The following is a 24,497-nucleotide window of genomic DNA, read 5'->3' as shown; positions in this document are numbered from 1 at the left end:
GAACGAGTAGATCCTTCTTAAAAAAAGGAAGAAAAGGAGCATACGATATGGTAGAAAAAACTGTGAAAGTGGGAATCAAACCTGGATTACAGGCGAGACAAGCCGCACTATTTGTCCAGGAAGCAAATAAATACACTGCAGATATTTATTTGAAGAAAGAAAGACGCCAGGTGAATGCGAAAAGCATCATGGGGATTATGAGTCTGGCGATTGCCAAAGGCACTGAGATCATCTTGATGGCAGACGGCATTGATGAAGACTTGGCACTTCAGAATCTTACGGATTTTGTAGAAGCTGAACAGCAATAAAAAGAACCGATTCTCCTTTTTGGGAAGAATCGGTTCTTTTTTGTCTTATTTTTTCATGTCGCTGCGTTGAACGATATGATCGATTAAGCCATATTCTTTTGCACGTTCCGCTGTCATGAAATTATCACGATCCGTATCTTGTGCGATGACTTCAATCGGCTGACCTGTACGATCGGCCAAAATCTGATTCAACTTCTCACGTAAGTGCAAGATGCGCTTCGCTGCGATTTCAATTTCAGTCGCTTGACCTTGTGCACCACCAAGTGGTTGGTGAATCATTACTTCTGCGTTAGGCAATGCGTAACGTTTGCCTGGTGCTCCCGCTGTCAGTAAGAAGGCACCCATGGATGCAGCCATACCGATACAGATTGTCTGGATGTCCGGTTTAATAAATTGCATCGTGTCGTAGATCGCCATACCCGCTGTAATACTTCCACCCGGGCTGTTAATATAAATGGAGATGTCTTTTTCCGGATCTTCTGCTTCCAGGAATAAGAGCTGCGCAACGATCGAATTCGCAACATTGTCATCGATGCCGCTGCCGAGCATGATAATCCGGTCTTTCAACAAGCGGGAATAAATGTCATACGCCCGTTCACCACGGTTGGTTTGTTCAATAACTGTAGGAATAAGATTCAATGGTACTTCCTCCTTTTAATGCTTCATAATAATCGTTCGGTTGAAATTAGTTGGTATTTCAACTATAATTGTATTTTACCTATGATGGTCAACAAAGGTCAAATCATTTGCCTTAAAAAATTAGATTGCTTTTCATTCTATTCCACGGTATAATGGAAGATGTCTGTTAGAGAAGCTTTTATAATTTTTGTAGCAGACGAGATCACTGAGTATAGGTAATGTTTTTATTTTGCCCTCGTGGTGCAACGGATAGCACGTAAGATTCCGGTTCTTAAAATGTGGGTTCGATTCCTGCCGAGGGCGTTACTAGGTTAAATCATTATACGATATGTACTGAATAAAGATCCTGTAAATGTTGATTTATCATCATTTACAGGGTTTTTTCATTTTTGTACAATACAGTGAAACGAATTTGTGTTTCACGTGTGCTATTTCTGTTCTCATGTCCACTTTTTTGAGTATCGACAACACCCGGCTCTTTTATAACATGTGTTGAAAACAAGGAAGCTAAGCAATTTTTCAATTGGTACAATTACTCAGTTGCTTGGAGTGTTAAAGGTTTAGTTGCAATAGAGAGTTGTTAGACCGTCCGAAAAGTCATTTCTACCTGACTTATCAGATGGTTCTTTTTTATGCGGAGATTTGGTGCTTACTTCTGCATTTTACGCTTGGTCACACAAAAAGTAGCTGTAATTGAAAGATATTATTTATTTTCTTTATGAATTAAATAATGGGAAAATAAGTATGGGATCAGGTCTTTAAATCGAAAAAGAAAGTTTGTATGAAGAAAAATTAAATTAGCGCCTTTTCACCTAGTAAAAAATAAAATTTAAATATATTACTAGCGAATCTTGTCTCTTGAAAACGCTGTCATAATCATGTTTGTAGATGGTATCCACTTAATTGGATATTTAGAAAATAACGAAAACGATTTGAACTCGAATTTTAACTATGGTAATCTAGCAACTAAGTAAAAAATGTTTGATGAAAAAGTCAAGGGGGAGAATTATGAAGAAGTCGGCGATAGGTGTTTTGGCGATGATGATGCTTTTACTACTGGCAGCATGCGGTAATGGAGATTCAGATTCCGGTAGCAGCAGTAGTGGAAGTAAGTTGGATGATTTGAAAGAGAAAGGCGTTGTCAGAGTCGGCTTTGCCAATGAGAAACCGTATGCATATGAAGAAGATGGGGAATTGCAAGGTGCTGCGGTCGCTATTGCCAAAGCGGTCTTTGAAAACTTGGGCGTTGAGGAAGTGGATGGCAAACTATCCGAATTCGGTCAATTGATCCCAGGCTTAGGCGCAGGGAAGTTTGATGTAGTTACAGCAGGTATGGCAATTACGCCAGACCGTTGTGCAACTGTTTCGTTTGGTGAGCCTGAAATCAAATATGGGGAAGGCTTGATCGTAGAAAAAGGCAATCCTATGAATTTGAAGAGCTATAAAGATATTGCCGCGAATCCAGACATCAAAGTGGCGGTGATGAGTGGTGCTACAGAAAAGGATTTCATGCTCCGTGAAGGCATTGCAGAAAGTCAAATTATGATGGTTCCCGATATTCCGGCTTCATTCTCAGCTGTTGAATCGGGGCGTGCTGCTGTCACAACGGGTACTGAAATGACCATTAAAATGGCGCTAGAATCAGCAAATAATGACAAGCTCGAGTTTGTCACGGATTTCGAACAACCGGATATCGAAGGCGTACCAAGCTATGGCGCAGCTGCTTTCCTAGACAGTGATGATGAACTACGTGAAGCGTACAATGAAGAATTGCAAAAGCTGAAAGACAGCGGGGAAATTGCAGAGTTGATCGAACCATTCGGTTTCACAGAAGAGATGAATATTGTTGAAAATGAAATAACAACGGAAAGTGTCTGCAGCGGAGAGAACTATTAAAAGAGTGGCCGGGTCATGCCCAACAGCGGCATGGCCTTTTTCTTACCTTCCGTAAGCTGCTCATGACACTAGATTAAGAAGAATGAAATGAAAACGTAAATAATGGAGTGGTTTTTGTGAGTTCCTTACCCGATATATTTTCCACCGTCGTACAAGGGTTAGGCGTAACGTTACAGGTGCTGGTCCTGTCGATTATTTGTGCGAGTATTATTGCTTTCGTCGCAGGTCTGTCGCGTGTCAACACGAATCCTTTGCTGAGAGGGTTCACTGGTTTCTATGTAGAAATTTTTCGTGGGACATCGCTGATTGTACAATTGTTCTGGTTTTCATATGCGCTGCCCGGCCTATTCAATATCCATCTGGGGAGCGATATATGGGTGGCTGTACTGGCGATCTCGCTAAATTATGGGGCCTATATGTCTGAGATTGTGCGCGGATCGATTCAAGCGGTAGCGATCGGACAGACTGAAGCATCCGTCGCGCTGAATTTATCGAAGTTTCAACGGATGCGACATATTATTCTACCTCAGGCGCTGCGTATGATGCTTCCTGAATACGGCAACTACTTGATTCAAATTTTGAAAGCAACGTCGTTGGTGTCATTGATTGGACTGACGGACTTATTGTATTACGGAAATATTTACCGAAGCACGCACTTGGCGGAATCCCCGACGGTTTATGTACTTCTCCTCGTGATGTACTTTGTGATTGCGCTGCCGTTGATTGCTTTCACAAGAAAGATGGAGAGTGTATCGAAGAAAGGGGTGGCTAGCTGATGACTTGGAGTTGGGAAGTGTTTTTTTCAGTAATTCCTATGATTTTTAAAGGCTTGTGGATCACCCTAGGACTGACGCTGGCATGCTATTTATTTGCCGCTGTCTTCGGATTCTTCTGGGTGTTTATCAGCAGACTTCCTTGGCGGCCTGTGCGATGGCTGTTTGGATGGCTTGCGGAATTCATTCGTTCTACGCCTCCGCTCGTGCAATTGTTTTTTATTTATTATGCATGGCCTATGATGCCGGTTGTAGGGGTGTCGCTAAATCCTTTTGTAGCTGCAATTCTCGGTCTTGGCATACATTTTAGCACGTACATGTCTGAAGTATATCGTTCAGGCATTGAATCAGTGGATAAAGGTCAGTGGGAAGCATCGACTGCACTGAATTTATCCACACGTCAAAAATGGATGAAAATCATTTTGCCTCAAGCAATTCCGCCGACGATCCCAATGCTCGGGAATTACTTGATCATCATGTTTAAGGAAGTTCCACTTGCGTCTACAATCGGTGTGGTGGCGATGCTTCATATCGCGAATGACTATGGAGCTCAATATTATAAATACGTGGAGCCTCTTACAGTGGTGGCGCTGTTCTTCTTATTATTGAGTTATCCTTCGGCGTTGTTGATAAATAAATTAGAGAAAAAGTACAACCGTCGTTTCGATAAGAAGACGATGGCATAATGCATCCTGAATAAAAACGCAACTGAATGAAGGAGAGGGTAAGAGAGTGGAACCGATAGTGCAATATAAAGACGTTCATAAATCATTTGGGCAAACCGAAGTATTAAAGGGGATTGACTTGGATATCAAACCATCTGAAAAAGTGGCTCTGATCGGTCCGAGTGGTTCTGGTAAAACGACGATCATCCGGATGTTGATGACACTGGAAGAACCGACAGCTGGCGTCATTGAAGTGAACGGCGAGAACTTATGGCAGATGGAGAAGAAAGGTGAGTGGGTGACAGCAGATGAAAACCATCTGCGTTCCATTCGCGGAGATATCGGCATGGTATTCCAACATTTTAACCTTTTCCCGCATATGACGATATTGGAGAACTGCATGTTAGCTCCAGTTCTCGTGAAAAATGAAAGCAAGGCGGAAGTGAAAGCGACGGCCGTTGAGATGCTTGAGAAGGTGGGACTGGGTGACAAAATCGAACTCTATCCTGCACAATTGTCAGGCGGACAAAAACAACGTGTCGCCATGGCTCGCGCCTTGATGATGCGTCCGAAAGTCATGCTGTTCGATGAAGTGACGTCCGCCCTCGACCCAGAGTTAGTCGGAGAAGTGCTGGAAGTCATCCGTGATTTGGCGAAGGAAGGGGAGATGGCAATGATCCTTGTTACACATGAAATGGATTTCGCCCTCGACATCGCTGATCGTGTTGTCTTCCTGAATGAAGGCATCATCGAAGAACAGGGTGCGCCTTCAGAAATTCTGATGAATCCGGAAAGTGAGCGTCTGCAAGATTTCTTGGGACGTTTTACAAGCAGTAGATGAAAAAGGAGCTGACCGAGAAATTTCGGGCAGCTCCTTTTTAACGCGGGAAGAAGTTGTCGGGAAGGGTAGCCGAAAATGTTCGGTACGTTGGCTGTTTGGCTCGCTTGTTAAGTGATTTGGTTCGGGATGACCCGACTTTGGTGCGGTTCGGAAGATTTTTCGCTTGGTTCGTTGGCATTTTGGCTCGGTGCAATGACACTTTCGTGCGTTTCGCCTCTACGCTTGCTGGAACACGGAAAAAAAGACTGTCACTGAAAACTTCCAGGACAGCCTTTTATCTTCATACGATGGTCAGCCACCACCATAATCCGGTTAACGTAATAAATAAAGTAGGAACAGTTAATACGATACCTACTTTGAAATAATACCCCCAAGAAATTCGGACGCCTTTTAATGAAAGAACATGCAACCAAAGCAAAGTAGCCAATGATCCGATCGGTGTCATTTTCGGTCCAAGATCAGACCCAATGACATTAGCGTATATAAGAGCTTCGCGAATTTCAGGTGATACAGCTGCATCTTGGATGGCCAATGCATCGATCATGACGGTCGGCAAATTATTCATGAAAGAGGACAGAATAGCAGCAATGAAGCCCATACTGATCGTGGCGGCATACAATCCGTGGCTGGACGTCCATTCGATCAAACTAGTCAGCGTAGCGGTCATGCCTGCGTTTCGTAAGCCGTATACAACAACATACATGCCGATTGAAAAGAAGACGATTGCCCAAGGCGCACCTTTTATCACTTTATTTATTTCTACAGCGGGACTGCGTTTGGCTGTCAGCAAGAAGAGAAGTGCTACCGCCCCTGCAACAAATGAAACAGGCAGAGTGAGGGATTCGCTGGCAAAGTAGCCGATCAACAAAATGCCGAGTACAATCCATGAAATCCGAAACATTCTCTGATCCTGAATGGCAGCGGCAGGTTGACGCAGCCGCGATTCATCGAAATGCTTCGGAATGGATTTAGCAAAATAAAGATAGAGTACCAGGATGCTCGCGATCAAACTGAAGAAGTTCGGGATGATCATTCGGCTCGCATATTCCGCGAAACCTATGCCGAAGAAATCAGCGGATACAATATTCACGAGATTGCTTACGACGAAGGGAAGAGATGTCGTATCCGCGATGAAGCCGGATGCCATAACAAAAGGCAAAATCATCTTTTCTTTAAAATCGAGAGCTCTCACCATTGCCAAAACAATCGGAGTCAAAATCAGAGCAGCCCCGTCATTCGCGAATAGAGCTGACACGGCAGCACCTAGTAGAATGATGAGCAAAAACATCCGCAATCCGCTGCCTCTGGCAAACCTCGCCATATGCAATGCCGCCCATTCGAAAAATCCAATTTCATCCAGAATCAATGAAATGATGATCAATGCTACGAAGGTCAGCGTCGCATTCCAAACGATGGATGTTACATCCAGAACATCTGAGAAGCTGACAACTCCAACGAGCAATGCCAGAATTGCACCTGCTACCGCAGACCAACCAATGGATAACCCTTTCGGCTGCCAGATAACAAATACAAGTGTCAGTAAAAAGATTAGGAAAGCCAAAATTATTTGCATCGATTATTCTCCTCTCTGCAGGTGATCGTCTGTCTTGGTAATAGTTTGAGTAGATCAAGTAATAAAGAGTATTGAGGATGATGAGCGTTAATCGACCAATAAATCCATCTGCCGCGCCTTTCATCCAGCACGATTCCTTCTTTCTTCAATCTGTGCATATGTTGGCTGACGGCAGGCTGCGATACGTCCAGCAAAACAGTCAGGTCGCAAATACACAAAGGTCCTTCTTCTAACGCTTTCAGCAACCGTAATCTTGATTTATCGCCTAGCGTTTTCATATAGCGTTCCAATGTTTCAATATCCATAAAAGGCTCCTTTAATGTTTGTTAAAACTATTATATAAGTAGTTGCTTATATGTACAATGCTATTATCGAAAAAGATTATCAAAATAAAAAGAAGCCACTCAATAAAGTGACTTCTTTCCATTGTATAGTTGGTTGACCTACGTTTACCGTTCTTTGCTTAACTCATCATGTATGAGATTCATATTGTATTCCAAGTATTTGATGTACGTATCCACTTCATCACCAGGGTTACCGATTTCATCAGAGTAGATTGGCTTTTCCGCGATTGGAACGCCGGTTTCTTTAGATACTGTTTCCATTGGACGTGTATCGACATTAGATTCTACAAAAAGAACAGGTACTTTATGTTCTTCTATATAGTGGATCAAGTCTTTAATTTGCTTAGGTGAACCGTTTTCCTCTGTATCGATTTCCCATATGAAGGCTTCTTTCAAACCATAGTGATCATTCAAGTATTGGAAAGCACGTTCACTCGTTACCAGCACGCGATTTTCTTCAGGTATGGTTTCAATACGCTCTTGGAATTCTGCATCCAAGTCTTTCAGACGTTGTACATATTCGTCACCTTGCTCTTTAATCTTATCGCTGTCTGACGGATGCTGTTCAATCAATGCATCACGCAAATCTTCAGCCATCTTCACTCCTACAGCTGGATCGATGAACGCATGCGGGTTGATTTCTTCATCGCGGCCATCTTTTCCACCCAAATACTTAGGTTCCACACGCTCCGTTAAACTATAGATGTTCTCTTCTCTTTGATTCACAGAATCCATCATTTTAAAGAACCAGCCGTTTTTCCCGCCTTCAAGGTTTAAGCCATTATAAAATAGAACATCGGCGTCTGTTGCGGCTTTAATATCATCGGGTAACGGCTCGTATTCGTGAGGGTCCGTTCCAGTTGGCACTAAGTTATACACTTCTACCAAGTCCCCGCCGATTTCACGTGCCATATCCGCGATGATTGTAAAAGACGTCACAACTTTCAATTTTTCATTGGACTCAGTTGGTTTTTTACCTTCATCCGAGTTTCCTTCCTTAGAGCCGTCGTCGTCACTACCGCATGCTGCTAACATGAACACAGCAAGTAAAGACAAACCTAACCATTTTACAAAATTTTTCATTTGATTCATTCTACTCCTTTGTGAATAAATATATTTATTTTTCCGCATCGGCGGTTGATCCTCTAATTTACCATCGGCTTGCGTTTAGACTTGGAGCGAAACTTACTGACTACAATCCCTTGCTTAGGTGAGAATAAAAGTGCCAGTACGAAAAGGGCAGTCGCTGCCAAAGCGATGACGGGACCGGACGGCATGTTGTATAAAAAACTGAAATAGAGACCTATAATGGAAGACATCGCGCCGAAAAATGAAGCGAGCACGACCATGATCGATAGGCGGTTCGTTAAGAGATAGGCTGTCGAAGCAGGTGTGATCAATAAAGACACTACCAAAATCACTCCAACCGTCTGTAACGAAGCAACTGTCACCAAAGTCAGTAAGAACATGATGCCGTAGTGAATCAGCCGAGTTTTTAAACCATAGGCTGCAGCCATCGTTTCATCAAAACTGGAAACGAGCAATTCTTTGAAGAACAGAATAACAACTAGAATCACGATGGCTCCGATTACCAATGTCAGCCACATATCAGAAGTTCGGACAGATAACACATTACCGAATAAAATTTGTGTCAGGTCCGTCGCACTTTTTGCTTGTGTGATCAAAATGATACCAAGGGCAAAAAACGCTGAAAATACGATCCCGATAGATGAATCATTTTTAATTCGGCTGTTTTGAGAGATTGCCCCGATTCCAAAAGCGGTTAATACTCCCGTTGCGACAGCACCGTAGAAATAGTTGATGCCGAGCATATATGAAATAGCAACACCTGGCAGAATGGCGTGAGAAATCGCATCCCCCATTAATGCCATGCCGCGAAGTACGATAAAGCTTCCGATCACACCGCAGATAACCCCGACCATAATGGAAGTGATAAACGCTTTCTGCAAAAATCCATATGTCATTAAATCTTGAATAAACTCCATTACATCGAAACCTCCAAGCCATCGAACATGAATTGTCGGTTGTATGCTTTCGTCATATTTTCCGCCTGGAACACTTTGTTCACAGGCCCGGCATCGATTAATTCCTTATTGATTAATACCAGGTCGTCAAAATAATTTTTTACTTTTGACAGGTCGTGGTGAACAACGAAGACAATTTTGCCGGCTTCCTTCAATTTTCGTAATATATCAATGATGACTTCTTCACTTGACACATCAATACCGACAAACGGTTCATCTAAGAAGAAATAATCCGCTTTTTGAGCCAATGCCCGTGCTAAAAACACGCGTTGTTGTTGCCCGCCTGAAAGTTCGCTGATCTGTCGGTTCGCAAATTCCTCCATGCCAACTTGCTTCAGACATTCCATCGCCCATTCTTTGTCGGCTTTTTTCGGACGCCGCAATAAGCCGACTTTAGGGTAAGTTCCGAGAAGAACTGTATCTTTTACAACAATTGGAAAGCTCCAGTCGATATTCGAACGTTGTGGAACATACGCAATTTGTTTGCGCATTTCATCTATAGACTTGCTGCCAAGTTTGACGGAACCGCAATCTTTATGGATTAATCCCAGCATGGCTTTCATTAATGTTGATTTCCCGGCACCGTTTGGACCGAGGACCCCAATTAAACTTGAGGCTTTAAATGAAAAGGATATATCCTTTACAACTTCATTTCCGTCATACGATACACTGATGTGTTCGACTGTTATCGGATCAACCATCTTGTTTCCTCCTTCAATTATCTTTCCCTCGTGCAACTTTTAGTTAAATAAAAAACTAATGAAAATTTTATTCAGGCAATCGTTCAATTTTGAAAGTTATAAAATACTATAAAACATTAGTTTCCCTCATGCAACTCTAGTGCATGATTTGTACTAGATTCTTTCCCTCGTGCAACTTTTTACAGTATAGCTTACTCAAAATAATCTGTAAAGGTATAAATGAAAAAAGTTCTCAAAAAGGTTTAGTATTTTACACAATATCTCCGTCATATAGTAGTTAATATATTCACGGATTGAAATGGGATATTGGACGAATACCCAAGGAAAGTTGTGTAATTTCCAAAAGGTGAAATCAACTGGACGTTTGGCGGGATAAAGAATAAGGGTAAGTAAATACTAACCAGACAAGAAAGGAGCAATTGTGAATGAAGAAAATTACAGGACCACTTATAGTCGTCATCATTTTAGTTGTCATAGCAGCTGTTATGATTGTCCCGAGCTATAATAAATTAGTGAATTTAGAAGAAGATGTCGATCAGTCGTATGCACAAATTGAAACTCAATTACAGCGCAGAGTGGACTTAATTCCAAACTTAGTCAGTACAGTAAAAGGTTACGCGTCTCATGAGAAAGAGGTTTTGGAGAACATCGCGAACGCCCGCAGTAAAATGGCGGGAGCGCAAGGACCGGAAGAGCAGGCAGCAGCGGATTCAGAGCTCTCAAGTGCACTGAGCCGGCTACTGGTAGTCGTGGAAAATTATCCGGATTTAAAAGCCAATCAAAACTTTCAACAACTAATGGATGAATTGGCGGGTACAGAGAACCGAATTGCGGTCGCACGAAAAGATTACAATGATGTAGTGTCTGTCTTTAATCGAAAAGTAAAACGTTTCCCTGGTAAAGTCATTGCATCCACTTTTGGCTTTGACGAAAAAGAATATTTCAAAGCGGTTGAAGGGGCGCAACAACCGCCAGCAGTCGATTTTGGGGATGATACGAAGTGAGGAACCGTTTTTGCATGTTTGTTGCCGTGCTGCTACTCGCCCTGATTGGCACTGCAGCACCTGCTCATGCGATTACGGAAGTGATAGTGGATGACGCGGATGTTTTGTCACCTCAACAAGAAGCGGAATTACGGGAGTATGGCATTCGTTTACAGGGTGCTACGAAAGCAGAATTTGCGGTGCGTACAGTTTATTCGCTTGATGGGGTACCGGTGGAAGAGTATGCCGTAAAAAAGCTCCGAGAACTGCAACTTGGCGATAAAAGTATGGACAACGGAGCATTGCTGATCGTTTCCACCGAAAAGGATGAAGCGGCAGGTATTAAAAGAGAGTTTTATCTAGCGACGGGCTATGGATTGGAAGGTGCGCTACCGGACGGTAAAGTGGGACGCATCATCGATGAAGTGGCGATGCCTTATTTAAAAGCAAACCCACCACAACCTGATTTGGCAATAATGGAAGCGTATAAAGCGTTCTACAATGAAATTGCAGCGGAATATGGATTGGATGGAGAAGAGCTTCCGGTTGATTACCCTGAATCTTCGGAGGAACCTGGTCTTCCACCTATCATTGTCATCTTCATTATTTTATATATTCTCTATCGTATGTTTAGGGGCGGTGGAGGAAAAGGCGGTGGCGGTCCGCGCGGCCGGTCTCGCGGAGGTCCGATTTTCTTCCCGGGTTCAATGGGAGGAGGAAATTCCGGTGGTGGATTTGGCGGCGGAGGTTTCGGTGGCTTCGGCGGTGGTGGTTCCGGCGGCGGTGGCGGCGCAGGAAGAAGCTGGTGAATGAAAATCTATAGAGCTGTCGGGAAAATGATTTTCCCGACAGCCTTCTTTCATTATAAGTAGATGAAATGTTTGCTGGCCGATCATAAACCATCCTCCAGCGCTCATAAACATCAGTTGCCGCTCATATCATGTCATCAGCCGCTCATACGTAACCTTCAAGCGCTCATAACATCACTGAACACGATCATAAAGCCGCTCTCAGCGCTCAAAAGACAATTTTATATTCGTAAACAATGTCCTTGCGTAGACACGATCCATTCTATACGATAAAAGGAGAAAAACTTACGGGGTGAAGCACATGAAATTCTCATTTTACACAAGACCGAACTGCGGGTTATGCGAAGAAGCTGAACGGATGCTTCGGTTGGTCGCGGAAGATCATCCGATTGAATGGCAGACGATCAATATTGAAGAAGAAGAACAAGCCCATGAAAAATACATGCTCATGATTCCGGTCCTCGAACAAAATGGAAGCGTCTTAAAATACGGAAATATCGGATATATAGATATTTTAGAAATAATTGAATAATGAAAACGCTTTCTTTGTTGAATTGAATTTTAAAAGATGTTATACTCTATGTATAATATTTTTTTAATCTGGGTGGGACAAAATATTTTATTTGGGATCAATATAAACCCACCGCTGAAAAGAGTGATGTGATTGAGCTTATCATTTATCGATGCGCAACTAGCACTTGTACCTGAACTTCCATCGTTAATTGAACAAAGGTATCACTTGCTGAAACTCATCAAACTTACAGGACCGATTGGCAGAAGACCATTGAGTTCGATGTCCGGCTATTCCGAACGTGAAACTAGAACGATGCTTGAATTATTGAAAGAACAAGGTGTAGTGGATGTGGCTAAAGAAGGTGTAACCATTACCCCAAAAGGTGTAGAAGTACTTTTTGTCTTGCATGAAACGATAGAAGAACGATCTGGCAGACGACAACTTGCAAATGAACTTTCGCAGCGACTTTCTATTAAAGAAGTCCATATAGTGGAAGGTGACTCGGATTGTTCCGAGTTGACAAAAAAATTACTCGGTATGCATGCAGCCAAGCAATTTCGTACCCAAATCAATGATTTTAAAGTAGTGGCCGTGACAGGAGGCAGTTCAGTAGCAGCGATACCTCCATTCATGCAAAACGATGAGTTGTCTGATTTACAATTCATTGCGGCACGGGGTGGAGTCGGAGAAGAAATTGGTTTGCAAGCGAATATGATTGCAGCATCTTTTGCAGAAGCTTGCGAAGCTTCATACAAAGCGTTTTATTATCCAGACACACTTAGCGAAGAGGCGCATGCAGTATTCCAACATGAGCCTGCCGCAAAAGAAATGTTGGATTTATATAGCAAGACGGAATGTGTCATACATGGCGTCGGTAATGCTTCCAAGATGGCGTTGCTGCGCAATTCCTCTGAGAATGAACAGCAAATACTTATGGATAAACAGGCTGTCGGAGAAGCTTTTGGCTTTTACTTCAATCGGGACGGTGAAATTGTTCATCGGATCCGTACGGTCGGTATTCAAGTGGAACATTTACAAAATGTACCACTAATATTTGCGGTAGCTGGGGGAGAGAGTAAGGCAGATGCGTTATTGTCTTACCTAGCAAGCGCTCCGCCGCAAACGATTTTAGTAACAGATGAAGGGGCAGCACAAAAAATGCTGTCGCTTATGTAAACTATGGCTATTTAATGCCTGTAAAAGGGCAACTATAAAACAACTACTTAAATGGAGGGATTTAGTATGACAGTGAAATTAGCGATTAATGGGTTTGGACGAATTGGACGAGTGGTATTGCGCGAGACGTTGAAAACAGAAGACGTAGAAGTAGTGGCAATCAACGACCTTACGGATGCAGCGATGCTTGCACATTTATTGAAATATGATTCCGTCCATGGCGTATTAGATGCAGACGTACAATCCGATGAAGCATCATTAGTGATCGATGGCAAAAAGGTAAAAGTATTTGCAGAAAAAGATCCAGCTAATTTACCATGGGGAGATCTTGGCGTAGATATTGTCATAGACTCAACTGGGGTGTTCCGCGATAAAGAGAAATTGCAAAAACACATCGATGCTGGTGCTAAAAAAGTCATCCTCTCCGCACCGGCAAAAGGTGAAATGACAACACTTGTAATGGGTGTAAACGAAGAAACATACAATCCGGCAACGGACCATATTGTTTCAAACGCATCTTGTACGACGAACTGCCTGGCGCCTGTCGTGAAAGTGTTGAATGATACATTCGGCATCAAACGTGGAATGATGACAACGGTCCACTCTTATACAAATGATCAGCGCATCTTGGACTTGCCGCATGAGGACTACCGTCGCGCACGTGCAGCAGCAGAATCCATGATCCCGACATCAACTGGCGCAGCTTCAGCTGTAACGAAAGTAATTCCAGAACTAAAGGGTAAACTAGATGGAATGGCAGTACGTGTACCAACACCGAACGTTTCCCTTGTGGACTTTGTTGCGGAAGTTGGTCAAGACGTCACGACTGAACAAGTGAACGCTGCGTTAAAGCAAGCTTCAGAAAATGAATTAAAAGGGCTTCTATACTTCAATGAACTGCCACTTGTTTCTATTGATTACAATGGCAACACGGCTTCTTCTACAGTTGACGCGTTATCGACTATGGTGCTTGACGGAAATATGGTAAAAGTTATTTCTTGGTACGATAATGAATCCGGCTACTCTGCGCGCTGTATTGATTTGGCTCGCTATATGGAAAAACAAGGACTTTAAGCCAAGAAATCGAGTGATTCTTTTATAAATCATAGCCAATTTATTGTTGATTGATTATAATGAATGAATATGGGTGGGAGGAACGGATAAACCCGTTCTTCCCTTTTTTATTATGGCAAGGAGGACAAGATCTATGAAGTTAAAGAAAACGGTTAGAGATGTCGAGTTGAATGGAAAACGCGTCTTTTGCCGCGTAGATTTCAATGTACCGATGGAAGAAGGAAAAGTGACCGATGACACACGGATTCGGGCCGCACTCCCAACAATTGAGTATATGACAGGCAAAGGTGCGAAAGTCATTTTAGCGAGTCACTTGGGACGTCCAAAAGGCGAAGTAAAGGAAGATATGCGCTTGACGGCTGCTGGAGAGCAATTGTCTGAACTTCTTGGCAAACCTGTACGGAAATTGGATGCTTCTGTAGGTGAAGAAGTTGAACAAGCGATCGCTGCAATGAAAGATGGCGATATCCTTCTGCTCGAAAACGTCCGTTTTAATCCGGGTGAAGAGAAGAATGATGCAGAACTAGCAAAACAGTTTGCTGAACTTGCAGATGTGTTTGTTAACGATGCATTTGGAACCGCGCACCGTGCACACGCTTCCACTGCCGGGATTGCTCAATACATACCCGGAGTTCTTGGCTTCTTGCTGGAAAAAGAATTAGATGTCCTCGGCAAAGCGTTGTCTGATCCTGAACGGCCTTTCACTGCTATAATTGGAGGGGCGAAGGTAAAAGATAAAATCGGTGTCATCGATAATTTATTGGACAAAGTGGATAATTTACTTATTGGCGGCGGTCTTTCGTATACTTTTACACGTGCGCAAGGTCACCAAACTGGAGATTCGTTAGTGGAAGAGGATAAAGTAGAGCTGGCGAAGTCGTTCATCCAAAAAGCAAAGGAGAAAGATGTCAACTTATTTTTGCCGACGGACGCAGTAGTGGCAAATGCTTTTTCAGTGGATGCAGAGACAAAAACCGTCTCAGTCGGAGAGATTTCAGAAGGCTGGATGGGACTGGATATCGGACCGGAAACAGCCGAGCGGTATAAGCAAGTAATTTTAGACTCCAAGTTCGTCATTTGGAACGGACCGATGGGTGTATTTGAAATGGAACCGTTTGCGAACGGTACGAAAACCGTCGCAGACGCGATGGCTGAAACGGCTGCGTACACGGTGATCGGCGGTGGAGATTCGGCGGCTGCTGTTGAAAAGTTCGAGGTGGCGGATAAAATGGATCACGTCTCCACAGGCGGCGGTGCTTCATTGGAATTCATGGAAGGTAAGGAATTGCCGGGAGTTGCGGTACTAGAAGATCGAGAATAGGAGGAATTCTTTTGAGAAAACGTATTATTGCAGGAAATTGGAAGATGTATAAATTATCCAATCAAGCTGCAGATTTTGCTGAACAAATCAAAGAACGAATCACTACATCTGATAAAGTGGAAGCGGTCATTTGCCCACCTGCACTTTATGTAACAGACTTGCTGCAGCGTTTTGAAACGAGTGCTGTCAAAGTAGGCGCGCAAACGATGCACGATACGGATGAAGGAGCATTTACCGGGGAAATCAGCCCGGCCATGCTTGCAGATCTCGGTGTGCAGTATGTCATACTTGGACACTCAGAACGTCGTCAGTATTTCAATGAAACAGATGAAACGGTCAACAAAAAAGTAGTGGCTGCACACAAACATCACCTTGTGCCGATCGTATGTGTCGGAGAAACGTTGGAACAACGAGAAGCGAAGGAAACGGTCTCGATTGTTTCCGCTCAAGTGGAAAAAGCATTTGCCGATGTCACGGCAGAACAAGCAAAAAAATCCGTCATAGCCTACGAACCGATCTGGGCTATCGGAACAGGAAAGACCGCTACTGCTGAAGATGCCAATGAAGTGTGCGGCGCGATCCGCCATAAAGTAGAAACCATCTACTCGAAAGAAGTGGCGGATGCTATACGTATCCAATACGGCGGCAGTGTCAAACCGGAAAACATTTCGGAGTTACTCAGCAAAGAACATATTGATGGCGCACTAGTTGGGGGAGCGAGCCTAGATCCGGAAGCATTTGTTCAATTAGTGGAGGCTGGGACTCATGTCGAATAATCCAGTCGCGCTCATTATTTTGGACGGCTTTGGATTGCGTGACGAGAAATACGGAAATGCTGTTGCGCATGCCAACATTCCAAACTTCGATTTGCTGTGGAAGAATTTCCCTCACGCTACATTGACGGCGTGCGGGGAAGCGGTCGGTCTGCCGGAAGGACAAATGGGAAACTCAGAAGTGGGTCATTTGAATATTGGGGCAGGACGCATCGTTTACCAAAGTTTGACGCGTATCGATAAGTCTATTCGCGAAGGCGAGTTTTTCGAAAATGCGGCATTGCTTGAAACGATTGAACACGTCAAGACGAATAATTCCGCGCTTCACGTGATGGGATTGCTGTCCGACGGGGGCGTTCACAGCCACTATGAGCATTTATTCGCGTTATTGAAACTAGCTAAACAACAAGGTGTCGAACGAGTTTACTTGCATGCGTTCCTCGATGGACGAGACGTTGGGCCGACGACAGCCATCCCTTATATCAAACGGACAGAAACAGAGATGAAAGAAATCGGTGTCGGACAAATCGCAACAGTTTCCGGCAGATACTATGCAATGGACCGTGATAAGAGATGGGATCGTGTTCAAAAAACGTATGATGCGATCGTTTACGGCATCGGAAAACATGTAGATTCTGCTGAAGAAGGAATTAGCGCGTCGTATACCGAAGAAATACATGATGAATTTATTGAGCCGTTTGTGGTACAACAAGATGGTAAGCCAATAGCTACTGTCGAGAATGGCGATGCAATGATTTTCTTCAATTTCCGTCCAGACCGTGCGATTCAACTGTCGCGTGCTTTCACACAGCCAGGTTTCGACGGTTTTGATACGGGTGTCAAGAAGTTCACCGACTTACATTTCACCGGCTTCACTCATTATAGTGAGGATGTGGTGGCGGATGTCGTTTTCCATAGCGTCAATCTAACGAAAACGGTCGGTGAAGTATTAGCGGAACGCGGTAAACGGCAATTGCGAATTGCGGAAACGGAAAAATATCCACATGTGACATTTTTCATGAGTGGCGGCCGTGAGGAAGAGTTTGAAGGGGAGACCCGGATCCTCATTAATTCGCCGAAAGTAGCGACTTACGATTTGAAGCCGGAAATGAGCGCGTATGATGTAACATCCGCGTTGATTAAAGAAATCGAAGCAGAGCGGCAAGATGCGATCATTCTAAACTTTGCCAATCCGGATATGGTCGGGCATAGCGGAATGCTTGAGCCGACTGTCAAAGCGATTGAGACGGTGGATGAATGTCTAGGAAGAATCATCGATGCACTATTTGCAAAAGGCGGGTCAGCAATCATCACAGCGGATCACGGAAATGCGGATGAAGTCACTACGATCGGCGGACAACCTATGACGGCACATACGAAAAATCCTGTGCCTGTCATCGCGACACAGCCGGACGTGACATTGCGGACAGACGGTATTCTCGCAGACTTAGCGCCTACCTTACTCAAAATGCTAGGAATTCCTCAACCGGTTGAAATGACCGGCAAACCATTATTCTAAGGAGAGATCATCATGCCAATCATTACACATATTCAAGCTAGAGAAGTATTAGACTCACGAGGTAATCCAACCGTAGAAGTAGAAGTGTTCACAGAAAGCGGTGCATTCGGACGTGCAATCGTTCCGTCCGGAGCTTCCACAGGTGAATACGAAGCAGTTGAATTACGCGATGGCGACGAGAATCGCTACAATGGAAAAGGTGTTTTGAAAGCTGTTGATCATGTGAATGAAGTGATCTCTTCAGAACTTGAAGATAACTATTCTGTTTTGGATCAAGTAGTGATCGATAAAGCATTGATCGAATTGGACGGTACATCAAATAAAGGCAAGCTCGGTGCAAATGCAATCCTGGGTGTATCCATGGCAGTCGCGCATGCAGCTGCAGACTATTTAGATCTTCCCCTTTATCAGTATTTAGGTGGTTTCAACGCGAAACAATTGCCGGTACCGATGATGAATATTTTGAACGGCGGAGAGCACGCAGACAATAACGTCGATATCCAAGAGTTCATGATCATGCCTGTCGGCGCGGAATCTTTCCGTCATGCATTGCGCATGGGAACTGAAATCTTCCACAGCCTGAAAAGTGTATTGCATGAAAAAGGCTTAAACACAGCGGTTGGTGACGAAGGCGGATTTGCTCCGAACTTAGCTTCAAATGAAAAAGCTTTGACGACGATCATCGAAGCGATTGAAAAAGCGGGCTACAAAGCGGGCGAGGAAATCTTGCTTGCAATGGACGTAGCTTCATCTGAATTCTACGATAAAGACCAAAACAACTACTACTTGGCAGGAGAAGATGTTCGTAAAACTTCTGAAGAAATGGTTGCTTGGTATGAAGAACTTTGCGAAAAATATCCGATCGTATCGATTGAAGACGGTTTGGATGAAAACGACTGGGCTGGCCATAAACTATTGACGGAGCGCATCGGTCAAAAAGTACAGCTGGTCGGGGATGATTTATTCGTAACAAATACGGATAAACTTTCACGCGGAATCGAAGAAGGAATCGGTAACTCAATCCTAATCAAAGTGAACCAGATCGGTACATTGACAGAAACATTCGATGCGATTGAAATGGCGAAGCGCGCAGGTTATACAGCTGTGATTTCTCACCGCTCCGGTGAATCCGAAGATGTGACGATCGCAGACATCGCAGTCGCTACGAACGCAGGACAAATTAAAACAGGTGCTCCTTCACGTACAGACCGTGTAGCGAAGTACAATCAATTGCTGCGTATTGAAGATCAATTATTTGAAACAGCTCAATACTTAGGCAAAAAAACGTTTTATAACCTCAACAAATAATCGAACTAGCAAGCGTCATCTGGCACAATTTGCATCTGGATTATGATAAAAGGTTGTGCCGATGACATAGCTTTGTTAAAATAGAAATGTTGTGACTTGCTATTTTGGGGGTGGAAAAACATGCATGCCGTTTTAACAGCATCGCTTGTAGTCGTAGCTATAGCATTAATTGTTGTCGTATTATTGCAATCCGGTAAAAGTGCGGGACTGTCAGGAGCCATCTCCGGAGGGGCAGAACAACTTTTCGGTAAACAAAAAGCACGCGGATTGGACTTAGTTCTTCAACGAACTACGATTGTCCTATCTGTATTATTTTTTGTCTTAACAATAGCGATAATGAAAATATAAAAAGCAAGCGCCTGACCAAGTTTGAACGGTCAGGCGCTTTTCGTAGAAAGGATCGAATGACATGCGAATCGCACAACCAAAACCGTTTTTCTTTGAACATGGGAAACGTGCTGTATTACTTTTGCACGGCTTTACGGGGACATCCGCAGATGTTCGGATGCTCGGCCGATTCCTTGAAAAGCATAATTATACTTCATTGGCACCACATTACCGAGGACATGGCGTACCGCCGGAAGAATTGATCAAGACCAATCCTGATCAATGGTGGGAAGACGTCCTTGCAGCTTACAATCAGCTAAAGGACGCAGGCTACAAAGAAATCGCAGTGGCCGGACTATCTCTTGGCGGTGTGTTTTCATTGAAGCTCGCGGCCGAATATCCGCTAAAAGGCATCGTCACGATGTGTGCGCCGATGACAATGAAAACGACAGATCTCCTGTATCAAGGCGTTCTGAAATATGCACGGGACTATAAAAAGTTCGCGGGCCAAAGCGACGAACAGATTGAACAAGAGGTGGCGGACTTGAAAGCCAAGTCGATGCCGGGACTGAACGATATGCGCCCGCTGGTGGAAGGTGTTCGTAAAGAAGTCAATCAAATTTACACACCGCTTCTTGTTGTTCAAGCAACTCAAGACGAAGTGATCGATCCGAATTCGGCTCAAATTATTTATGATGAAGCAGAATCCACCGACAAAGAACTACAATGGTATGAAGAATCGGGACATGTCATCACGCTCGGTCCAGAAAAAGAGCAGCTTCACGAAAAAGTGCTGCAATTTCTGGAATCACTTGATTGGCAGGAGTAAAAACAGGGGAAGATACAAATAGTAGGTAAAGAAGGAGGAGATGTTTGTTTGGACGCATTTGAAAAAGAGTTACAAGACCGGATTTTATCTTTAGTGAAAGAAGAATCCTACAAACCGCTCACAGTTCATGAAATTCAGGAAGTGCTCGGGATAGAGCAAGCAGCAGAATTTAAGGAACTTGTGAAAATGCTCGTACAGCTTGAACAAAACGGAATTATCGTTCGCTCACGCACGAATCGCTACGGCTTGCCAGAACAGATGAATTTACTTCGCGGTAAATTTATTGGTCATGCGAAAGGATTCGGATTCGTCGTACCGGAGGAAGTGGTAGGAGACGATGTCTTCATCCCGCCGCATGAAGTGAATGGCGCCATGAATGGCGATACAGTACTTGTCCGGGTTTCCGGAGATTCCCATGGAGACCGACGGGAAGGCGTCATTACGAGAATCGTTGAAAGAAAAACATCGACTGTGGTTGGTACGTATGTAGAAAGAGATGGATATGGCTTCGTATTGCTTGATGATAAAAAACTTCCAATGGACGTTTTCGTCGAAAAAGGGAATACGCTTGAAGCTGTCGATGGTCATAAAGTAATCGTCGAAATCACGCATTGGCCGGACAACACCCAGTCTGCGACGGGCATGATCGTGAAAATCCTCGGTCATAAGAATGATCCCGGAGTCGATATTTTATCCATCATTCATAAACATGGAATCGCCGTCGAATTCCCTCAAGAAGTGATAGACCATGCAATGAGTGTACCGACGACTGTACAAGAAGAGGATTTCTTCAAACGTAAAGATTTACGCAATGATATGACAATCACAATTGACGGAGCAGACGCAAAAGACTTGGATGATGCCATCGCTTTAGTGAGAGACGATGATGGTTCGTATCGTTTATTCGTCCACATATCAGACGTAAGTTACTATGTAACCGAAAATTCCCCGATGGACGCTGAAGCGGCAGACCGCGGAACGAGCGTCTATTTGACGGACCGTGTGATCCCGATGCTTCCACACCGTTTATCGAATGGGATCTGCTCATTGAACCCAGGTGAAGACCGCCTGACGTTGACGTGTGAAATGAAAGTGGACCAGAACGGTAAAGTGGTTGAACATGAAATTTATCCGAGTGTCATTAATTCGAATCATCGAATGACGTACACGGATGTATATGAAATTATCGATAACCAAGATGAAGAGTTGTCAAAGAAGTATGAAGATATCGTGCCGATGCTCAATGATATGGCGAAGCTTGCAGCAATCCTTCGTCAGAAACGACAAGATCGCGGCGCAATTGACTTTGATTTCAAAGAATCTAAAATTCTCGTGGATGAAGAAGGCTGGCCGACAGATGTCGTCATCGTCGAACGTACCGTTTCAGAACGATTAATCGAAGAATTCATGCTGATTGCCAATGAAACGGTAGCCGAGCATTTCCACTGGCTGCAAGTGCCGTTCCTCTATCGGATTCACGAAGATCCGAAAGAAGAGAAATTACAACGCTTCTTCGAGTTTTTGACCAACTTTGGAATTGTAGTCAAAGGGACAGGCAACCAAGTCCATCCGCGCGCATTGCAGGAAATTGTCGAATCGATTGAAGGACTGCCTGAAGAATCGGTGATTTCTACGATGTTGTTACGTTCCATGCAGCAAGCGAAATACTTTGAGGAAAGTCTCGGACATTTCGGTTTATCGACGGATTACTATACGCATTTCACCGCACCGATTCGAAGATATCCAGACTTAATCGTGCATCGATTGATCCGGACGTATTTATTTGAGAAGGACTTGTCACAAACGACGATCAGCCACTGGTCCGCACGCTTGCCTGAAATCGCGCAGCACACGTCTGAACGTGAACGCCGTGCCGTTGACGCGGAACGTGATACGAATGCGCTGAAGAAAGCACAGTACATGATGGATAAGATCGGAGAAGAGTTTGAAGGCGTCGTGTCATCCGTCACGAACTTTGGAATTTTCGTCGAGCTCGAGAATACGGTAGAAGGACTTGTCCATGTACAAAACATGAACGATGATTATTATCGTTTTGATGACCGCCAAATGATCATGATCGGCGAACGGTCAGGCAAACAGTTCCGCATCGGGGACGAAGTGGAAGTCCGTGTAATTTCGGTTAAGCCGGAAGAACAGGCAGTTGATTTTGAAATTGTCGGCATGAAGCAAAACTTCCGCGGTTCACGTAAAGAAACGCCAAAAGTGATACATTCTGGCGGCAGCAAAGGTAAGGGCCAAGGCCAAGGACAGAAACAAGGTGCTGGCGGCAGTCGCGGCAAGAAAGACGGCGACAAACGCAACAAGAAGTACGAGAAGCCGAAGAAGAAATTTTACGAAGGCATTCCGAAAAAATCTAAGAAGAAACCAAAGAGAAAATAAGGCTGGAGACATTTGCTCCAGCCTTCATCTGACGTCAGCCAAAACATGCTGATGTCAGATGATGCCTCCGGCGGATGTCATGGGTTTTGAAAGGACGCAATCGCGAATATATGCGATCCAAAATCCAGACGCAATCACGCCGAGGCGTGATTGATAAATAGGGGAGGAATGGAATATGGCCAAAGGATCCGGTAAAGTACTGGCTATTAATAAAAAAGCGAATCATGATTATGCAATTGAAGAGACGATTGAAGCAGGAATCGTGTTAAAAGGAACGGAAATCAAGTCGATCCGCAAAGGGAAAGTGCAGTTGCGGGATGCATTTGTTTTAATCCGGAATAATGAAGCATGGATTTCCAATTTGCACATCAGTCCTTACGAACAAGGGAATATTCACAATCACGATCCATTGCGTGCGCGGAAGCTCTTGTTGCACAAAAAACAGATCAGTACATTGGTAGGGCAGATGAAACAAGATGGGTATTCAATCGTACCGCTGAAAATGTATGTGAAAGACGGTTTTGCCAAAGTATTGATCGGCGTCGGTAAAGGGAAGAAGCTCTACGACAAACGACAGGACTTGAAAGAGAAAGAACATAAGCGTGATATGGCGCGGGCATTCAAATCAAAGCAACAAGATTGATTGAACGTACGAATTATTGTATACTATAAATAGTTTCAAGTACGACCCGCCATTTGAAAGTGACAAATGAATGTGGGTTCCGGACTTTCCTTCGGGGACGTTACGGATTCGACAGGGGTGGTCTGGGCTTGAGCTGCGCGTCGGAGGGATCGTCTCCGTCAGAAACGACAGTTAATAATAACTGGCAAAACAAACAACAACTTAGCATTCGCAGCGTAAGCTGACTGAATCTACCTTTCGTTTCCATCGCTCATGTGGAGGCGTCAGGTTCACTTATTAGTGAGCTACGCTGACATCTGCCTCCTGAGGCTGTCAGAAGAGATTCCCAGGATAGCACACAAGACGCCTTGATTGACGGCATAATGCTGTGCGAACCGAAAGTAGTCAATCTACACGCGTAGACGCTGAAGTAGCAGAGCCTTTGGACGTGGGTTCGACTCCCACCGTCTCCATATTGATTTATATGGGAAAACCCTCCGGTAAATTTTTATTTGCTGGAGGGTTTTTTAGTTTGTTTTCAGGAGATAATCAGCTCCTTGGCAGGGGACCGCGCCAAAAACATCGCGAACCGAGCGAAAGTGGCTTGTGACCGCACCAAAGTTATTGAGGAACGAGCGAATGTTTGGTTGGACCGCGCCAAACGTTGCTGGATCCGGACGAAAGAATGTTTGGACCGCACCAAACATAGTCAGGTGCCTTTAACACCAGTCTTGATTTGTTAGAATTATGGAAGAATATTTGACGTGACGGTATGATAAAAGGAAGAGACTGAAACGAGTATGGAAAGAGAAAAGGAGGGGGAAACACCGAGTGAAGATTCAAAATCCACATGATAAGTTTTTTAAGGAGAGTATGGGAAATGCAGAAGTCGCTAAAGACTTTCTTGCGAATTACTTGCCTGAGTCAGTATTGCAGATTATAGATCTTAGTTTCTCACACAGGTACCCTATACCAACACAGGTACCTTATACCATGCAACTTTCATACAGATGCATCGTCAACTACATACTGTTATTTTCCTGCTGTTAGTAAGTAG

25 protein-coding genes, 1 tRNA gene and 1 other RNA gene are annotated in these 24,497 nt (G+C 43.9%); 21 read left to right on the top strand and 6 right to left on the bottom strand.

Features of this window, described 5'->3' with window-relative positions:
- Positions 1 to 47: 47 nt before the first annotated feature.
- The gene (locus MKX97_RS13305; protein WP_009498269.1) at positions 48 to 308 is read left to right on the top strand and encodes an HPr family phosphocarrier protein; all 261 of its coding nucleotides are present in this window, start codon (positions 48 to 50) and stop codon (positions 306 to 308) included.
- A gap of 45 nt (positions 309 to 353) precedes the next feature.
- Here MKX97_RS13305 and clpP read toward each other — a convergent pair whose 3' ends face one another.
- Positions 354 to 947 (bottom strand): ATP-dependent Clp endopeptidase proteolytic subunit ClpP, encoded by a 594-nt coding sequence (clpP, locus tag MKX97_RS13300; protein WP_078817902.1) that lies wholly within the window; start codon positions 945 to 947, stop codon positions 354 to 356.
- A 231-nt stretch (positions 948 to 1,178) separates the two neighbouring features.
- Between clpP and MKX97_RS13295 the strand changes: the two genes are divergently transcribed.
- The 5 genes from MKX97_RS13295 (at position 1,179) to ehuA (ending at position 5,122) form a co-directional block, all read left to right on the top strand.
- Positions 1,179 to 1,250 (top strand) — tRNA-Arg (locus MKX97_RS13295).
- 705 nt (positions 1,251 to 1,955) lie between these two features.
- Entirely contained in the window at positions 1,956 to 2,843 is an 888-nt protein-coding gene (gene ehuB / locus MKX97_RS13290) for an ectoine/hydroxyectoine ABC transporter substrate-binding protein EhuB (RefSeq protein WP_342536188.1), read from the top strand.
- 116 nt (positions 2,844 to 2,959) lie between these two features.
- On the top strand, positions 2,960 to 3,619 hold the full coding sequence (gene ehuC / locus MKX97_RS13285) for an ectoine/hydroxyectoine ABC transporter permease subunit EhuC (RefSeq protein ID WP_342536187.1): 660 nt from the start codon (positions 2,960 to 2,962) through the stop codon (positions 3,617 to 3,619).
- On the top strand, positions 3,619 to 4,302 hold the full coding sequence (gene ehuD, locus MKX97_RS13280; protein WP_340759996.1) for an ectoine/hydroxyectoine ABC transporter permease subunit EhuD: 684 nt from the start codon (positions 3,619 to 3,621) through the stop codon (positions 4,300 to 4,302). Before ehuC ends, ehuD begins: the two co-directional genes overlap by 1 nt.
- A 46-nt stretch (positions 4,303 to 4,348) precedes the next feature.
- The gene (gene ehuA / locus MKX97_RS13275) at positions 4,349 to 5,122 is read left to right on the top strand and encodes an ectoine/hydroxyectoine ABC transporter ATP-binding protein EhuA (protein WP_342536186.1); all 774 of its coding nucleotides are present in this window, start codon (positions 4,349 to 4,351) and stop codon (positions 5,120 to 5,122) included.
- Positions 5,123 to 5,402: 280 nt separating this feature from the next.
- On the opposite strand, the gene MKX97_RS13270 is transcribed toward ehuA, so the two are convergent.
- The 5 genes from MKX97_RS13270 to MKX97_RS13250 form a co-directional block, all read right to left on the bottom strand.
- Positions 5,403 to 6,695: an arsenic transporter gene (locus tag MKX97_RS13270; protein ID WP_078817908.1), complete on the bottom strand. Its 1,293-nt coding sequence runs from the start codon at positions 6,693 to 6,695 to the stop codon at positions 5,403 to 5,405.
- The gene (locus tag MKX97_RS13265) at positions 6,686 to 7,000 is read right to left on the bottom strand and encodes a metalloregulator ArsR/SmtB family transcription factor (protein ID WP_340759989.1); all 315 of its coding nucleotides are present in this window, start codon (positions 6,998 to 7,000) and stop codon (positions 6,686 to 6,688) included. The genes MKX97_RS13270 and MKX97_RS13265 overlap by 10 nt, the downstream gene beginning before the upstream one ends.
- Positions 7,001 to 7,144: 144 nt before the next feature.
- A complete protein-coding gene (locus MKX97_RS13260) occupies positions 7,145 to 8,122 on the bottom strand; it encodes a zinc ABC transporter substrate-binding protein (RefSeq protein WP_342536185.1) in 978 nt (325 codons plus the stop codon).
- A 62-nt stretch (positions 8,123 to 8,184) separates the two neighbouring features.
- Positions 8,185 to 9,045, bottom strand: coding sequence for a metal ABC transporter permease (locus MKX97_RS13255; RefSeq protein WP_342536184.1), 861 nt, complete (start codon positions 9,043 to 9,045; stop codon positions 8,185 to 8,187).
- Positions 9,045 to 9,785: a metal ABC transporter ATP-binding protein gene (locus MKX97_RS13250; protein ID WP_078817914.1), complete on the bottom strand. Its 741-nt coding sequence runs from the start codon at positions 9,783 to 9,785 to the stop codon at positions 9,045 to 9,047. The genes MKX97_RS13255 and MKX97_RS13250 overlap by 1 nt, the downstream gene beginning before the upstream one ends.
- Positions 9,786 to 10,210: 425 nt before the next feature.
- Between MKX97_RS13250 and MKX97_RS13245 the strand changes: the two genes are divergently transcribed.
- The 15 genes from MKX97_RS13245 to MKX97_RS13175 all read left to right on the top strand — a co-directional run bounded on the left by MKX97_RS13245 (position 10,211) and on the right by MKX97_RS13175 (position 24,490).
- Positions 10,211 to 10,789, top strand: a complete 579-nt coding sequence (locus MKX97_RS13245; protein WP_078817916.1) for a LemA family protein — start codon at positions 10,211 to 10,213, stop codon at positions 10,787 to 10,789.
- Positions 10,786 to 11,577, top strand: a complete 792-nt coding sequence (locus MKX97_RS13240; RefSeq protein ID WP_342536183.1) for a TPM domain-containing protein — start codon at positions 10,786 to 10,788, stop codon at positions 11,575 to 11,577. The genes MKX97_RS13245 and MKX97_RS13240 overlap by 4 nt, the downstream gene beginning before the upstream one ends.
- 301 nt (positions 11,578 to 11,878) lie before the next feature.
- Positions 11,879 to 12,109 carry a glutaredoxin family protein gene (locus MKX97_RS13235; protein WP_342536182.1) on the top strand — a complete coding sequence of 77 codons (231 nt, stop codon included), beginning with the start codon at positions 11,879 to 11,881 and terminating at the stop codon, positions 12,107 to 12,109.
- A gap of 132 nt (positions 12,110 to 12,241) precedes the next feature.
- Positions 12,242 to 13,267 carry a sugar-binding domain-containing protein gene (locus MKX97_RS13230; RefSeq protein WP_342536181.1) on the top strand — a complete coding sequence of 342 codons (1,026 nt, stop codon included), beginning with the start codon at positions 12,242 to 12,244 and terminating at the stop codon, positions 13,265 to 13,267.
- Between the two features lie 66 nt (positions 13,268 to 13,333).
- The gene (gene gap / locus MKX97_RS13225) at positions 13,334 to 14,341 is read left to right on the top strand and encodes a type I glyceraldehyde-3-phosphate dehydrogenase (RefSeq protein WP_342536180.1); all 1,008 of its coding nucleotides are present in this window, start codon (positions 13,334 to 13,336) and stop codon (positions 14,339 to 14,341) included.
- 133 nt (positions 14,342 to 14,474) lie between these two features.
- Positions 14,475 to 15,662, top strand: a complete 1,188-nt coding sequence (locus MKX97_RS13220; protein ID WP_342536179.1) for a phosphoglycerate kinase — start codon at positions 14,475 to 14,477, stop codon at positions 15,660 to 15,662.
- Between the two features lie 11 nt (positions 15,663 to 15,673).
- A complete protein-coding gene (gene tpiA, locus MKX97_RS13215) occupies positions 15,674 to 16,438 on the top strand; it encodes a triose-phosphate isomerase (RefSeq protein WP_342536178.1) in 765 nt (254 codons plus the stop codon).
- Positions 16,428 to 17,954, top strand: coding sequence for a 2,3-bisphosphoglycerate-independent phosphoglycerate mutase (gene gpmI / locus MKX97_RS13210; RefSeq protein WP_342536177.1), 1,527 nt, complete (start codon positions 16,428 to 16,430; stop codon positions 17,952 to 17,954). The genes tpiA and gpmI overlap by 11 nt, the downstream gene beginning before the upstream one ends.
- A gap of 12 nt (positions 17,955 to 17,966) precedes the next feature.
- Positions 17,967 to 19,262 (top strand): phosphopyruvate hydratase, encoded by a 1,296-nt coding sequence (gene eno / locus MKX97_RS13205; protein WP_342536176.1) that lies wholly within the window; start codon positions 17,967 to 17,969, stop codon positions 19,260 to 19,262.
- 120 nt (positions 19,263 to 19,382) lie between these two features.
- Positions 19,383 to 19,610: a preprotein translocase subunit SecG gene (secG, locus tag MKX97_RS13200; RefSeq protein ID WP_009498255.1), complete on the top strand. Its 228-nt coding sequence runs from the start codon at positions 19,383 to 19,385 to the stop codon at positions 19,608 to 19,610.
- A gap of 61 nt (positions 19,611 to 19,671) precedes the next feature.
- Positions 19,672 to 20,418 (top strand): carboxylesterase, encoded by a 747-nt coding sequence (locus tag MKX97_RS13195; RefSeq protein ID WP_342536175.1) that lies wholly within the window; start codon positions 19,672 to 19,674, stop codon positions 20,416 to 20,418.
- Between the two features lie 48 nt (positions 20,419 to 20,466).
- Complete coding sequence (gene rnr, locus MKX97_RS13190; protein ID WP_342536174.1) at positions 20,467 to 22,818, top strand: ribonuclease R; 2,352 nt, start codon at positions 20,467 to 20,469, stop codon at positions 22,816 to 22,818.
- Positions 22,819 to 22,993: 175 nt separating this feature from the next.
- Complete coding sequence (gene smpB, locus MKX97_RS13185) at positions 22,994 to 23,461, top strand: SsrA-binding protein SmpB (protein ID WP_342536173.1); 468 nt, start codon at positions 22,994 to 22,996, stop codon at positions 23,459 to 23,461.
- 93 nt (positions 23,462 to 23,554) lie between these two features.
- Positions 23,555 to 23,916, top strand: a transfer-messenger RNA (tmRNA) gene (gene ssrA, locus MKX97_RS13180).
- A gap of 355 nt (positions 23,917 to 24,271) precedes the next feature.
- Entirely contained in the window at positions 24,272 to 24,490 is a 219-nt protein-coding gene (locus MKX97_RS13175) for an Rpn family recombination-promoting nuclease/putative transposase (RefSeq protein WP_342536172.1), read from the top strand.
- The last annotated feature ends 7 nt before the right edge of the window (positions 24,491 to 24,497 follow it).

Origin of the sequence: Sporosarcina sp. FSL K6-3508 (assembly GCF_038615825.1) — a bacterium.
GTDB lineage: Bacteria > Bacillota > Bacilli > Bacillales_A > Planococcaceae > Sporosarcina > Sporosarcina newyorkensis.
This window is presented reverse-complemented; position numbering and strand designations above follow the sequence as displayed.

Bases quoted from the DNA above. Each gene is read 5' to 3' on its own strand.
- secG (WP_009498255.1), top strand. From the start codon at position 19,383: ATGCATGCCGTTTTAACAGCATCGCTTGTAGTCGTAGCTATAGCATTA.
- MKX97_RS13220 (WP_342536179.1), top strand. From the start codon at position 14,475: ATGAAGTTAAAGAAAACGGTTAGAGATGTCGAGTTGAATGGAAAACGC.
- ehuB (WP_342536188.1), top strand. From the start codon at position 1,956: ATGAAGAAGTCGGCGATAGGTGTTTTGGCGATGATGATGCTTTTACTA.
- ehuD (WP_340759996.1), top strand. From the start codon at position 3,619: ATGACTTGGAGTTGGGAAGTGTTTTTTTCAGTAATTCCTATGATTTTT.
- eno (WP_342536176.1), top strand. From the start codon at position 17,967: ATGCCAATCATTACACATATTCAAGCTAGAGAAGTATTAGACTCACGA.
- MKX97_RS13305 (WP_009498269.1), top strand. From the start codon at position 48: ATGGTAGAAAAAACTGTGAAAGTGGGAATCAAACCTGGATTACAGGCG.
- MKX97_RS13265 (WP_340759989.1), bottom strand. From the start codon at position 7,000: ATGGATATTGAAACATTGGAACGCTATATGAAAACGCTAGGCGATAAA.
- smpB (WP_342536173.1), top strand. From the start codon at position 22,994: ATGGCCAAAGGATCCGGTAAAGTACTGGCTATTAATAAAAAAGCGAAT.
- MKX97_RS13250 (WP_078817914.1), bottom strand. From the start codon at position 9,785: ATGGTTGATCCGATAACAGTCGAACACATCAGTGTATCGTATGACGGA.
- MKX97_RS13235 (WP_342536182.1), top strand. From the start codon at position 11,879: ATGAAATTCTCATTTTACACAAGACCGAACTGCGGGTTATGCGAAGAA.
- gap (WP_342536180.1), top strand. From the start codon at position 13,334: ATGACAGTGAAATTAGCGATTAATGGGTTTGGACGAATTGGACGAGTG.
- MKX97_RS13255 (WP_342536184.1), bottom strand. From the start codon at position 9,045: ATGGAGTTTATTCAAGATTTAATGACATATGGATTTTTGCAGAAAGCG.
- gpmI (WP_342536177.1), top strand. From the start codon at position 16,428: ATGTCGAATAATCCAGTCGCGCTCATTATTTTGGACGGCTTTGGATTG.
- MKX97_RS13260 (WP_342536185.1), bottom strand. From the start codon at position 8,122: ATGAAAAATTTTGTAAAATGGTTAGGTTTGTCTTTACTTGCTGTGTTC.
- MKX97_RS13195 (WP_342536175.1), top strand. From the start codon at position 19,672: ATGCGAATCGCACAACCAAAACCGTTTTTCTTTGAACATGGGAAACGT.
- MKX97_RS13245 (WP_078817916.1), top strand. From the start codon at position 10,211: ATGAAGAAAATTACAGGACCACTTATAGTCGTCATCATTTTAGTTGTC.
- MKX97_RS13270 (WP_078817908.1), bottom strand. From the start codon at position 6,695: ATGCAAATAATTTTGGCTTTCCTAATCTTTTTACTGACACTTGTATTT.